This is a genomic window from Saccharibacillus sacchari DSM 19268 (assembly GCF_000585395.1).
Classification (GTDB): domain Bacteria; phylum Bacillota; class Bacilli; order Paenibacillales; family Paenibacillaceae; genus Saccharibacillus; species Saccharibacillus sacchari.
On the sequence record NZ_KK073875.1, the window covers coordinates 4,096,021 to 4,109,996 of the forward strand.

General features: G+C 52.9%; 8 protein-coding genes. 5 read left to right on the forward strand and 3 right to left on the reverse strand.

The features are described 5' to 3' along the window. Positions 1–4: 4 nt before the first annotated feature. Together SACSAC_RS17730 and SACSAC_RS17735 are read right to left on the reverse strand one after the other, a co-directional pair. The gene (locus SACSAC_RS17730; protein WP_037288847.1) at positions 5–3,184 is read right to left on the reverse strand and encodes an alpha-mannosidase; all 3,180 of its coding nucleotides are present in this window, start codon (positions 3,182–3,184) and stop codon (positions 5–7) included. Positions 3,185–3,277: 93 nt separating this feature from the next. Then, complete coding sequence (locus SACSAC_RS17735; protein WP_037288850.1) at positions 3,278–4,336, reverse strand: LacI family DNA-binding transcriptional regulator; 1,059 nt, start codon at positions 4,334–4,336, stop codon at positions 3,278–3,280. A 157-nt stretch (positions 4,337–4,493) separates the two neighbouring features. On the opposite strand from SACSAC_RS17735, the gene SACSAC_RS17740 reads away from it, so the two are divergent. From SACSAC_RS17740 to uxaC, 4 genes are all read left to right on the forward strand, one after another. After that, positions 4,494–5,507, forward strand: coding sequence for a LacI family DNA-binding transcriptional regulator (locus SACSAC_RS17740; protein ID WP_037288852.1), 1,014 nt, complete (start codon positions 4,494–4,496; stop codon positions 5,505–5,507). A gap of 102 nt (positions 5,508–5,609) precedes the next feature. Then, positions 5,610–7,019: a tagaturonate reductase gene (locus SACSAC_RS17745; protein WP_037288855.1), complete on the forward strand. Its 1,410-nt coding sequence runs from the start codon at positions 5,610–5,612 to the stop codon at positions 7,017–7,019. 13 nt (positions 7,020–7,032) lie between these two features. Then, positions 7,033–8,520, forward strand: a complete 1,488-nt coding sequence (locus SACSAC_RS17750; RefSeq protein WP_037288858.1) for a UxaA family hydrolase — start codon at positions 7,033–7,035, stop codon at positions 8,518–8,520. Continuing rightward, the gene (gene uxaC / locus SACSAC_RS17755) at positions 8,517–9,995 is read left to right on the forward strand and encodes a glucuronate isomerase (protein ID WP_084778167.1); all 1,479 of its coding nucleotides are present in this window, start codon (positions 8,517–8,519) and stop codon (positions 9,993–9,995) included. Before SACSAC_RS17750 ends, uxaC begins: the two co-directional genes overlap by 4 nt. An 839-nt stretch (positions 9,996–10,834) precedes the next feature. On the opposite strand, the gene SACSAC_RS17760 is transcribed toward uxaC, so the two are convergent. Beyond that, positions 10,835–11,716: a helix-turn-helix transcriptional regulator gene (locus SACSAC_RS17760; RefSeq protein WP_037288860.1), complete on the reverse strand. Its 882-nt coding sequence runs from the start codon at positions 11,714–11,716 to the stop codon at positions 10,835–10,837. A gap of 222 nt (positions 11,717–11,938) precedes the next feature. Between SACSAC_RS17760 and SACSAC_RS17765 the strand changes: the two genes are divergently transcribed. Continuing rightward, a complete protein-coding gene (locus SACSAC_RS17765; RefSeq protein WP_037288862.1) occupies positions 11,939–13,930 on the forward strand; it encodes a beta-galactosidase trimerization domain-containing protein in 1,992 nt (663 codons plus the stop codon). The last annotated feature ends 46 nt before the right edge of the window (positions 13,931–13,976 follow it).

Here is a 13,976-nt window from a genome sequence, read left to right on the forward strand (position 1 = left end):
TCGGCTATAGGATGACTCGCAGCGTAATGATCTCGTACGGCTTGAAGTTCTGCACGAATTCGCTGGCTTCAATCTCTTCTTCCAGCGGACGTTCCAGCAGATCACAGAGCTGCCATGAACGAACGCCGTAGTCGCTGGCAAGCTTAACTGCAACGCGGCGTCCCGTATATTCATGCAGTCGAACGATGATCGCGTCTCCTTGTTCCGAGCGTTTGACCGCATCGATTGCGATTCCGTCGGTGTCCAGGGTGATCAATGAACGGTTAGCTCCCGCTTCATAGGCCCCGGGCATGGCTCGCGGCGGATCATTGAGCATCCAAGCCTCTTCCGCCGTACGCCCCGCAACCCAATCACCGGAATGCGGAAGCAACGAGTACGTAAAGACATGCTCTCCCTGATCGGCACTCCAATCCGGATCGGTCGCCGATTTAATCAAAGTCAGACGCATCGTGGAATCTTTGATATCGTAGCCGTACTTGCAATCGTTCAGCAAACTGACGCCGTAATCCCGTTCCGACAGGTCTGCCCATTGATGCCCGACCGTCTCGAATCGCGCGTAATCCCAGCTCGTGTTCCAATGTGTGGGCCTTTTTACATTGCCGAACTGGATGTCGTAAGTGGCTTCGGTGGAACGGATCGATACAGGGAATGCCACCTTCAGCAGTTGATGCTGTTCATGCCAATCGACTGTCGTCTCAAAATCGATTCGACGCTGTTTGGCGTACACTTTGATATGCTGCGTCACCGTGGAATCCATATAGCGCCAGTTCATTCGCAGCACGGCAACCAAGGGGCCGCTCCGGATCAGTTCGGCTGCGGTCAATTCCGTCACTTCGCGCTTTTTCTCCAAATACTCCAGATCGATATTCCAGGCGTCATACTCCAGCGGTTTGTCTTCGAACACTTGCAGCACATTGCCGTATTCGCCTTCTTTCAACACCTCGCGCTCCGCTTCACGATCGAAAATCCGCTTCAATTGCCCGGCTTCGTTCCATTCCAGAATATAAAAAGGCGTGCTCAAGCTTCCTTTTTCCCATACAAACGGATCTTCGGTCTTCGTCTTCTCTAACGCTGACGCCGAACGGATCACCGTGCTGCCCATCGGAGTCAAGGAAGGAACTTCGACCAGCCACTCTCCGCCAGATAGATATTGCGCGCGTAGCGATTGTCCTTCCGAATCCGTCCATGTCAGTGGTTCGGATAGAGCAGCGTGTTCGTCTTGCACATGTACCAGCCCGTCATACGGGAAAAACGCTCCGCTGAATACCGTATAGGCAGTAAGCCGCGACGTATCTTCCTTGCCGAATATCGAAGCCGCGGTATCCGCACTACGGATAAGTTGCCGGATCGCTTTTTCAACCAGATCGCTGCCGATCTCTTCCGCTTGATCGTACTCAATCCGCGAATCTTCATACACTTCGCGAATCGCCGATCCCGGAATGATATCGTGGAATTGGTTACGCAGCAGAATCTTCCAACCTTCCAGCAGACGATCTGCCGGATAGCTGTTCAAGTCTCCTTTTTCCGCAGCCAAAAGCACATTCAGCCATTCGGCTTCGCGATACTTGAGCTCCAACTTCCGATTCATCCGTTTGTTATGCGCCTGACTGGTATACGTCCCGCGATGCGTCTCCAGATACAACTCACCGTCCCAGGTATGCACATATTCTTCGGAGGCTGCGATCGTCTGATTGAGCCGTTCGAAGTATTCGTCTGCCCGTCCCGGCTTAACGCTCGGAATCCCCGGAACGGTATCGAGACGCCTGCGCATTTCCAGCATATCGCGGTTGACTCCGCCTCCTCCGTCGCCGTAACCGTAAGCCAGCAGCAATTCGGTATTGATATTTTTGTCCTGATACAGATCCCAGATCCCTTGCACGGAAAACGCTTCGATCACCCCGTTATACGTAATGCCTTGCGATAACGGCTTGGCTCTGGTCGTAATAAAGTGGGTCAGCACCTCACTGCCGTCGATCCCTCTCCACCGGAAGGTATCATGCGGCATTTTGTTATACTGATTCCAGCCCAGCTTAGTCGTCATAAAAGTCTCGATCCCGGATTTTCGCAAAATCTGCGGAAGCGCCCAACTGTACCCGAACACGTCCGGCAGCCAGAGATGCTTGCATTCCACGCCGAATTCTTCCCGGAAAAACTGTGTGCCGTACAGAATCTGACGGACCAGGGATTCGCCGCTCGTCAGATTGCAATCCGCTTCCAGCCACATGGCTCCGCCCGCTTCCCAGCGTCCTTCTTGAACTCTTTCCGCGATTTGGCCGTACAGCTCGGGGTAGTCCTGCTTAATATAGTCGTAGAGCTGAGGCTGGGTCTGCAAAAAGACATATTCGGGAAATTGACGCATCAGACGCAGTACCGTCGAGAAAGAACGCGCCGCTTTTTCCCGGGTATGCGTCAGACGCCACAGCCAAGCTACGTCGATATGCGTATGCCCGATGGCCGTAACTTGAACCGGATGGGGGTCGCGCCGAATATTCGCCAGTCGATGTTGCAGATCCGTATTCGCAGCTTGAATGCTATCGTAAAAGCTGTCGCTGCCCGGCTTGGACCCATCCAGCAGACGGAAAGCTTTATCGAGTGCGGACAACAATTCATGCTTCAACGCGTTATTTTCTTGCAGCTCCCGATAGACGCCGAGTACGGCACGTGCCGTGTAATACAAATTGTCCGTCGGTTCATCCAGCCAAGCCAGCCGTGCCGAACCCAGTACATGCTCCTGTAAAGTCGGAAGACCGCCACCTTCAAGTCCCGACCAGAGGCGAAAAGCAAAACTCAATTCGCGACCCTCTGTATCCGCTTCCAAAAAAACTTCCAAATGATTGGAATCCACACCTTGATACGGATGCCCGTCGATGAATAACAAAGACTCAAATCCACTATTGTAAAAGTCTCCCGTACGACCAAAGTCAAACAGACCCACAATCCGGCGTCCGGTCCATGCCGCAGGAACTTCTACTTTTCGCTGCAACCAAATGTAGCGATCCCGACCTGCCCAACGATCGCCGATTGTATATGTGCGACCTTTTTGAAACGAGCTTGGCGGATAAGCGCCGTTGGTTCCTTCTTCATCTTCAAGACCCGACCATTCATTCAACACAATCGATTCTCTGTAGCGATAGGATTCCAATTCAGCAATGCGTTTCGTCAGCTTTTCGTCTGTAGTAAACATGTTTTCCACCCTTTCATAACACGTGTTATACACTAAGAAAATGGACGGCCTCCAAAAGGAACACCGTCAAATATTTTCGCTCATCTGTATGACTCAAGCACTCTCGCCGGGCTTGAGTACAGCGGGAAGCCATAGCTTGGAGGGCTGCTCGGTTCCGCGCCGCATCTGCAAAAGCACGCTTCGCACCGCCGCTTCGCCCATTTCCGCATAAGGAATTTCTACGCAACTCAATGTCGGTACGCTCAGTATATCTCCTTGAATCGTATTATCCGCAGCCATGATTCGCAGATCGGCGCCAATCGACAGTCCGAATCGGTATGCGCTTCGATACAGATCCGGCACCGCACTGGACCAGTTAAGTAGCACCGGGGACGAAGCATGTTTGGATTCGACCTGCTGCCGGCACCAAGCCTGCCAATCAACTCGCCCTGCCTGCTGCAAATGACGAGAAACCTTTGGCTCCAGCTTATGTTTGCGGCACCATTCCTCGTACCCTTTCCGACGCTGTTGTTCCGCCCAGTTGACTCGCCCTTCATGGGACAAGCTAAATACTTCCGCATATTCGGGAGCAAGCTTTGCGTCGGAAGAACGTTGCCATAAATAGTCCAATGCGGTCTTCATGCTCTTCCGGTAATCGGCGTGCACCGAGTGAATCCCCGCAAATTCGGCGTAGCCCTCTACCGATACATAGGGAACACCGCTCGCTTGAACACGCTCTGCCCACTCTTCGTCGGCATAGCTGGTATCGTCCAAGGTGACGATTCCATCGATTCTTCGTTGTTGATACAGCTCTAGCAGTCCACTTCGGGCTTCTCCGACTTTTCCCCTTCCCGGTGAACTGAGCAAAAGATGATAGCCTTCTATCTCACTTGCTCGTTGCATCCCTTCCAGTACACGCATAAACAAAGGATGGGAGGTATCGCCGAACGCGGCCAGCGTCATGCTCCGCCCGGTCTTCATTCCGCGCGCTCTCGCATCCACATGATAATTCAACTCGCGGATTGCCGCATGTACATTTTCCCGCGTGCGCTCACTTACCCCAATGCCCGGCGTTCCGTTCAATACGGCAGATACGACACTCCGCGATACACCCGCGAGTTTGGCGACATCCTGGCTGGTTACTCTTTTCGGCTTTCCGGATTTATTATTCATTTCTACACCTCGAACCCAATATAACACGTGTTATGTCGACTGTATAGAGATTCTTCTGTCGCAAAATAGGCATTCTTTCCTGTACTTGACGCGTTGACAAAGACTTCCATGCTCGTTATGATGAAAACGTTAACATTTATAGTCGGGAGCGAAAAGCATGATTACGATCAAAGACATTGCACGAGCGGCAGGCGTCTCGCATACAACCGTCTCCCGGGCGTTGAACGGCAGTCCGCTGATCAAGCCGGTTACGCGGGAGCGAATCGCCAAGATTGCCTCGGACATGAATTACGTGCCCAACTACAATGCCAAAAATCTGGTTACGCGCAAATCGAACACGATCGGATTATTCTTTTCCAGCATTGAGCAAGGAACGTCTTCGAGCTTTCTCGCCGATGCGCTCAAAGGCATCCGCCGCGAACTGGACGAGCATTACATGTTGACAGTCAGCGGCATCGACGATGCGGGCAGCTTGGACAGTATCAATCCGCGCCGCTACGACGGGATACTGGTCATGAGCCAGAGCGAGTTGGACAACCGGTTCATCTATCATGTTCAGTCGGCCGATATTCCGCTTGTGGTCTTGAACCGCCAGTTGGACGATCCGTCGATTGCCAATGTGGCGTCGGACGATCGGGTCGGCGGACGCGCGGCAGCGGATCATGCGTTCCAATGCGGACACCGTTCCATCGCAATCATCGAAGGCAAGCCGGGATTCAAGTCCTCCTCCGAACGAAGATTAGGCTATATGGACAGCCTGATCGCGCACGGTCTATCGCCGAATCCGGACTATTTCGTACCTGGGGACTACAGTATCGAGAGTGGATACGCGGCGATGAACACCCTGCTCGATCTGAACAATCGTCCGACGGCCGTCTTCTGCGGCAACGACGATATGGCGATTGGCGCGATGAACGCCTGCTTCGACCGCGGGGTTCATATTCCCGGCGACATCTCTTTGATCGGGTTCGACGATATGATCTTCGCCCAGTATACGAACCCGCCATTGACGACGATTCATAAGTCCGTATCCGAGATCGCCGCCGAAGGAACCAAACTCCTGCTTCAGCGCATGGAACAGCCGAACGCCGAACCGATTCAACGCCTGCTTGGCAGCAAACTGGTACAGCGTCGCTCCGTAGCCGAGTTCGCAAGCGAAGACGATCATTGATTCGACCTGGCAGCCGAATATCTTTTACATTTTCGGCGCCAACTTCTTTTTCACAGCAAAATGTTCACGTGTGCAAAAATTCATTTTAAAGGAGCCAAAAGCATGACAAGTTTACCCCGACTGTCGCGCAGTATCGTGCCTAAAGTAGCCGCTTTTCCCGAAAAGGTTATCCAGTTCGGCGGCGGCAACTTTATGCGGGCATTCATCGATTGGCAGCTTCAGCAAATGAACCGTCAAGGCTTGTTCGGCGGCAACGCCGTTCTGGTTCAGCCGATCTCGGAAGAAGTGAATACGAAATTCGCCGAGCAGGACTATTTGTTTACCGTACTGTTGAATGGGATCGAAAACGGTCAGACGGTGGATTCCGCCGAGGTTGTCGGAAGCGTGAACCGCCTGATTAATCCGTATACGGATTATGAGACGTATCTGGCATTGGCGGATAACGACCAGCTCTCGATCATCGTCTCTAACACAACGGAAGCGGGAATCGTGTATCGTCCCGAAGATCACTTGAACGATAAGCCTCCGGCCGGATTCCCGGCCAAGCTGACCGCCTTACTATATCGCCGATATGCGCTGGGTAAAAAAGGCTTCACCATTATTCCATGCGAGCTGATCGACCGTAACGGCGAAAAGCTGCTGGAAATCGTGAAAAAGCACGCCGAAGACTGGAAGTTGGACGAGGGGTTCCATCTATGGCTGGATACGCAAAATACATTCTGTTGCAGTCTGGTCGACCGGATCGTACCGGGATTTCCCCGCGGTAGAGAGCAGGAAGTGGCGCAACGGCTTGGTTACGAAGACCAATTGGCCGTGACCGCCGAACCTTATCTGCTGTGGGTCATTGAAGGGCCGGAAGCCATCAAGGACGAATTCCCGCTTGCCAAAGCCGGACTGAACGTCGTCGTGACCTCCGATATGACGCCGTACCGCGAACGAAAAGTCCATTTGCTGAACGGTCCGCATACGGCGATGGTCCCGCTTGGCTTGTTGAGCGGGTTGGAAACGGTCGAAGACGTGATGAACGATGCCGCTTTCTCCACCTTCCTTCAGGCGATGATCGAGCAGGAACTGATTCCGATGCTGGATCTCCCGGTAGAAGAGCTTCAGAGTTATGCGCAAGCGGTGCTGGAACGTTTCCGCAATCCGTCGATCCGGCATGAACTGCGCTCCATCTCGCTTAACAGCATCTCCAAATTCAAAGCGCGCCTGCTGCCGATCCTGCTTCGCTACGTTCGGGAACGGGGCGAGCTTCCTCCGCGAATCACGCTTGCTTTTGCCGCATTGCTTTACAGCTATCGCGGGGATCGGATCGCGCGCCAAGATGAAGCTTCGGTATTGGGTATTTTTGATCATGCATGGTCTGAACCCGATTCGTTTATCCCCAATATCTTGGGTCAGACTGCGCTCTGGGGTGTTGATTTGAACGAGATTCCGGGCTTGGCCGCTCGTCTGGAAGGCCATCTGCAAGAACTCGACTCTTCGGAATTACAGCTCCATCAATTTGTATAGGAGGAATACCGATATGCGGACTTTGATGAAAATGAATCCCCGCGACAATGTTGCCGTTGCTCTTCGCCCTTTGTCCGGCGGCGAGCATTTGGATGCGGAAGGTACGGATGTGTCCAGTCTGAGCGATGTCCCGCAAGGCCATAAGATCGCGACCGCTTATATCCCGGCAGGCGGCATCGTCATGAAGTACGGAGCGCCGATCGGCTATGCCGCCGAAGATATTCCAATCGGCGGATGGATTCACACGCACAATATCAAAACCACGCTTGCAGGCGAAGAAGACTATCAATATGAACCGGAGCTGCATCCTGTTGATTATCCGAACCGGGGACTGACTTTTGACGGCTATCGTCGCAAAAACGGAAAAGTCGGCATTCGCAACGATCTGTTCCTCGTCCCGACTGTTGGCTGCGTCAACGGCGTCGCCGAGCTGATGGTTGCCGAATTCAAAGCGATTCATCCTGACCTCGGTCCTTTCGACAACGTGACGGTGCTCAAGCATCCGTACGGTTGCTCCCAACTGGGTGACGATCACCGGATGACGCGCAGCATTCTGATGGACGCCGTCAACCATCCCAATGCGGGCGGCGTGCTGGTGTTCGGACTGGGATGCGAGAACAATATCGTAGCCGAATTCAAGCAGATGCTGGGCGACTTCGACGAATCCCGAGTGAAGTTTCTGGTCGCGCAAGAAGTCGGAGACGAAGTTGAAGCGGGACTGGAACTGCTTGAAGAATTGCATCAAGCGGCTATCGGCGATAAACGCGAGCCCGTCCCTTTGAGCGAGTTGAACGTCGGTTTGAAATGCGGCGGCTCCGACGGTTTTTCCGGCATCACCGCCAACCCGCTGCTCGGCGCTTTCTCCGACTTCCTGATCGGTCAAGGCGGCAGCACCATTCTAACCGAAGTTCCCGAAATGTTCGGCGCCGAAAAAATGCTGATGGCACGCGCCGAAAACGAAGAGGTATTCGAAAATATCGTCTGGCTGATCAACGATTTCAAACAGTATTTCCTGTCACACGGCGAGACGGTCTACGAGAATCCGTCGCCGGGCAATAAAGCGGGAGGTATCAGCACGCTGGAAGACAAGTCGCTGGGATGCACGCAAAAGGCAGGCACTTCCGCCGTTGTGGATGTGTTGAAATACGGCGAAAAGCTGCGTAAAAAAGGACTCAGCCTGCTGCAAGCACCGGGTAACGATCTGGTCGCTTCCTCCGCGCTCGCCGCTTCCGACTGCCAACTGGTACTGTTTACGACAGGACGCGGAACGCCGTTCGGCAGCTTCGTGCCTACGGTCAAAGTCGCGACCAACAATGAGTTATTTGCGAAAAAAGGACATTGGATGGATTTCAATGCGGGACCGCTGTTGGAAAAGCCGATGGAAGAAATTTTGGAGTCGTTTATCACGTATATAATCGAAGTCGCCAGCGGCCGCAAAACGCGGAACGAAGAAAATCAGGTGCGCGAACTGGCTATTTTTAAAACGGGGGTAACGCTATGAACACGACTAACGCAGGCCAAACAGAGCAATGGGCTTCTTCGGAAAATAAAGCGAACACATCGGTTAGAAAGAACGGCTTTCTGAACGACGACTTCCTGCTCTCCACCGATACGGCGCGCAAGTTGTTCCACGAACATGCGCAAAAGATGCCGATTATCGACTATCACTGCCACCTTGATCCGAAAGAAATCTATGAAGACAAACCGTTCGCCAATCTAACGGCAGCTTGGCTGTACGGCGACCATTACAAATGGCGGTTGATGCGGGCGAACGGAATCGACGAAGAACGGATCACCGGTTCGGCTTCCGATTACGATCGTTTCGTAGCCTGGGCGGAAACCGTGCCGAGAACCGTAGGCAATCCTTTGTACAGCTGGACCCATCTGGAACTGCGACGCTTTTTCGGAATTGACTCGCCGCTGAACGAACGCACCGCGCCGGAGATTTGGGAACAGGCCAACGAAAAGCTCAAGCAACCCGAATTTACGCGCCGCGCGCTGATCGCAAATTCCAACGTAAAAATCGTCTGCACCACGGATGATCCGGCGGACGATTTGGAATACCACAGACTGCTTGCGGAAGAAGAAAAGCGCTTCACGGTGCTTCCGACTTTCCGCCCGGATAAAGCGTTGAATATCGATGCACCCGGGTTTCAAGAGTGGATCGCCAAATTGGAAAACGTGTCGGGACGAACCGCTTCCACCTTCGCGGAGCTGGCGGATATTTTGGACGATCGCGTACGCTTTTTCCACGATCGCGGCGGACGGCTGTCCGACCATGCGCTGGATACGCTGAAATACGAAACGGCGGACAGCGACGAGTTGGAACGGATTTTCGCCAAACGTCTGAACGGTGAGGACTTGAGCGAACTCGAAGTGACCCGTTATCGAACCGAACTGCTCACCCGCCTGATCGGCATGTACGCGCGGCAAGGCTGGACGATGCAGCTGCATCTGCATGCGTACCGGAATAACAATACCCCGATGTTCCGTAAGCTCGGCCCGGACACCGGCTACGACGCGCTAAACGATCTGCCGCTGACCCAATCGCTCTCCCGCCTGCTCGACCGCGCAGAGATCGAATCCGGTCTGCCGAAAACGATCCTGTATTCGCTCAACCCGGGCGATTACCCCGCACTGCTGGCGCTGATGGGCTGCTATCAAGGCGGAGGGATTGCCGGAAAAATGCAGTTGGGTTCCGGCTGGTGGTACAACGACACCCGCGAAGGCATGCGCCGCCAGTTGACGCTTCTGGCGGACAACGGCCTGCTATCGCGCTTCGTCGGCATGCTGACCGATTCGCGCAGCTTCCTGTCGTACACGCGGCACGAATATTTCCGGCGCGTATTATGCGAATGGATCGGCGAACTGGCCGATCGCGGGGAAGCACCGGATGATCTGGAGCTGCTGGGACGGATGACGGAGGATATCGCGTACGGGAACGCCGCTTCTTATTTCGGATTCGGCGGGAAATAAAAATAAGATAAGGTCCTGTTCGGGATGGAAAGGCCTACGGGCGGCAGTGGGTTCATTTCGTTACGGTCGCGTGTTGAAATCGAGAAAATAGATTGAAACTATAAATGGTTTTTCTCGATTTCAAAGGCGAACATTCCATTCCTTCACTGAAATGAACCCGCTGCCTGTTGGCCTTTCAGGAACAGAGCTTATCTATTTTTACTTTTTGGGGTAGTTAGGATAGATGAATAATGAAGTACAACAAGCTGCGCCTAGGCGCGGCTTGTTTGGTTTGGGGAAAAGATATTTTTAAGAATAGAGATCCGAAATAACTGGTTTCGCTCACAATTTGCACTACGCTGTTTCCATTGCGTTATCGATTTGTCAATGTAGAGTTGAATAATAAGGGGAGTAATAGCTTAGATTGCAGAAAAAGCAACGTAGAGCTGTTAATTCAGCGATTTGGAAACGAATGAAGTGTCTACATTGCTTAAAGATCAATCTAGCTACGGCTAGTCACGAAATATTCTTTCTACGTTGCTTTCAAAGCACTGTAGCAACTCAAAGAACTTGTTTAGCCATCATAGCCAATGACTTGGATTACATAGAACTTGCTCTCCTCTCCCCTACCCTAACCCTACCCGTTTGATTCTCTTAAAATCCTGTCAGGAAACGAAGCGCTTAGCGGAGGGAGAAATTCAGTGTAGAAGCGTTAGCGTTAGCGTTCGCCTTTGCATTTGGGAAGCTTCCTATGAAAATTCCAATCCAGCTTCCCAAATGCAACACGCGATCGAAACGAATTTCTCCCGCAGCGTCCACGCTTCTTTCACGAATAGGATTTTCCAAGAATCAGTATATTCTCATATCCGAAAAACAGAATGCCGCCGCTGATACTCACCCGGAGTCAGCATCGTCTCCCTTTTAAACAAACGAGAGAAATAAGTGGCATCCCGAAATCCGCACTGTTCGCCGATTTCCGTAAGCGGATCATTCGAGTGCGCCAGCAAACGCTTGGCGCGTTCGATCTGTAAATGGTGCCGATAAGCCAGCGGACTCATTCCGGTATATTGCTTCAAACAACGCGATAAATAATCGAAATGATAATGCAGATCCTGCTCCATTTGCTCGGAATTGAACGGAAGCCTCAGCATGCGCTCTAAGTAAGCCGCACATTCTTCTCCCAGTTGATCCGCACGAGAGCGCACTTGAGACACGGTAAGTTCTTTTTGCAGTTCAAGCAGAAGCTGGCCGAATAAGACATGTAGTTCGTAAGAACGTGCCAGCGTCGGAGTTTCGTACAGACGCAGCATCCGATCCAGCAAAGGCCGCAGCGACGCAAGATCGATTCTGCCGAACTTGGGAATGCGGACAACGCCAGGGCTTGGAGCGGTTTCTTGACTGGATCTTGGCGGCAAAGGTTGGCCCGGTGCCGATTCTTCATGCGATTGCGGCTTAGGCTCGCTCGGAATCATATGCCGAAAATGAATCCAATACACTTCTGTATCGACCTCGGTCAAGCGGTAGCCGCTATGACGCAAGCCTTCCTCCAACACCAACATCTCTTCCTGCCCGATCTCGTATCGCTCTCCCTCCTCTTCCATATACAAAGCGCCCGATCCGCAGATAATCAGATCATATGCCTCGAACACCCGCTCGGCGTGCATCATGCCCTGCCGCCAAATGCCATGTCCGATTGCAGCGATTTGCGGAAAAGGCGGCATAACAAATTCCAACGTCCGCATAGGCTCATTCTCCTTTTTGATCATCGATTAAGCACTTTACTCAATTCGGTCGAGCGGCACTCTACGATTTTTCTCGTACATCCTGCTTGCTTCCCGTTCTTTTCCTTCATGATGTAGAGATTGTACGATACGTAGTCGATATTGTCAGCTTCTTTAAGCCTGAATATCCGCTAGAGTGGTAGATATCGTACGATATTCTAGTCAATCAAGGAGGAACATGGAATGCGATTACGTCAGGTTCATCTGGATTTTCACACATCGGAAGCGATCGGGGACATCGGGCAACGCTTTTCCAAAAAGCAATTCCAGGACATGCTGAAGCTCGGTCATGTAGATTCGATTACGGTCTTCTCCAAATGTCATCACGGTTGGGCCTATCACCCGTCCGAGGCGAACGAGATTCATCCGAATTTGTCGTTTGACCTGCTCGGCGCCCAGATCGAAGCGGCACACGAGATCGGGGTGAACACGCCGGTTTATTTGTCTGCGGGATTGGATGAAAAATTAGCTCGACGACATCCTGAATGGCTGATCCGCGACAAGCAGGAACGGACAAACTGGGCTTCTGACTTTATGGAACCGGGTTATCATCAATTTTGCATGAACACGCCTTACTTGGAAATGCTGGCGGACCAGGTACGCGAAGTCGTGGAGCGTTATGACGCGGACGGCATTTTCCTCGATATCGTCGGCGTGCGCGAATGCTATTGCCAATTCTGCATTGCTGAGATTCGCAGACGTGGTTCAGATCCCCGAAATACGGCAGATATGCAGCAGCTTTGGGAAGAAACGTATCTGAAATACGGAACCGCGATGGATGAAGCCGTTCATGCCTTAAAGCCGGATCTGCCGCTGTTCCATAATAACGGGCATATTCAGCGCGGACGGCGTGATCTGGCTGCGCTCAATACGCATTTGGAGTTGGAGTCGCTGCCCACTGGCGGGTGGGGATATGATCATTTTCCCCTGTCGGCCCGTTATGCGCAGGGACTCGGGATGGACGTGCTCGGCATGACCGGAAAATTCCATCAGTCGTGGGGCGAGTTCGGCGGCTTCAAACATCCCAACGCTTTGCGTTACGAAACGGCACTCAGTTTGGCAAACGGCGCGGGCTGCTCGGTCGGCGATCAGCTGCATCCTTTAGGCGAAATGGATCCGGCCACGTATGCGTTGATCGGGGAAGCGTATGCGGAGGTCGAAGCGAAAGAAGAATGGTGCCGCGACGTCGTATCGGTGGCGGATATCGCATTAGTATCGGCAGAAGCGACAACAACCGATTTCGGCGATAACGCGCGGGATCGCAAAGCGATTGCGGCAGCCGATGCCGGAGCGGTGCGCGTTTTGCTTGAAGGACATTATCTTTTCGACATCGTCGATCTTGAAAGCGATTGGCTTCATTATAAGGTCGTGATCCTGCCGGACTGCATCGGAATTACGCCGGAGCTGCAAAGCAAATTGAACGAGTTCACGGCAAAAGGCGGCAAAATTTTGGCTACGGGACGGTCGGGACTGCTTCCGGACGAATCGGCTTTTGCGTTAAAACTCGGTGCTGAATGGTTAGGAAGATCGACTTTTAATCCGACCTACGTTCGTCCTCACTTTGAGCTTCCTGCACTTCGCCCTGCATCGTTCTTGGTTTATGCGAATGCCTACGAGATCGATTTGGCCGAAACGGGAAAAACACTTGGCAATCGGCAAAATCCGTATTTTAACCGCGACCTGTTCACCTTCAGCTCTCATCGTCACGCCCCTTCCGATCTGCAAAATGCGGGACCCGGAATCACCGAAGGGACAGACGGAATTTACGCGGCATGGAATTTGTTCGCCGACTACGCCGAGTATGGCAGTCTGCCGGTCAAACAAATCCTGCTGCACCTGCTGGATCGATTGTTGGAGTCGGCGGCGGGAGAGCGCACGCTGCATGTCGATCTGCCTGCGCAGGGCATCGCCACGCTTCAGGCGCAGCCTGCGGCGAATCGCCGGGTGCTCCATCTGCTCTATGCCCCTCCCGTGCGGCGCGGCAAGGATACCGAGGTGATCGAGGATCTGCCGCTCGTAAAATCGACGGATGTTCGATTGGCCGAGCAGCGCCCCGTGCGCGAATTGTATCTGGCTCCAGAGCGACAGTCTCTTCCGTTCGTACAGGAAAACGGGCAGGTTCGCTGTACGGTTCCGGAGTGGTCTTGCCATCAGATGGTGGTTATGGAATTTTAAACGACGCGTTCCGATCTACCGCAAATCCGCAAATCTCTTCTGCAAC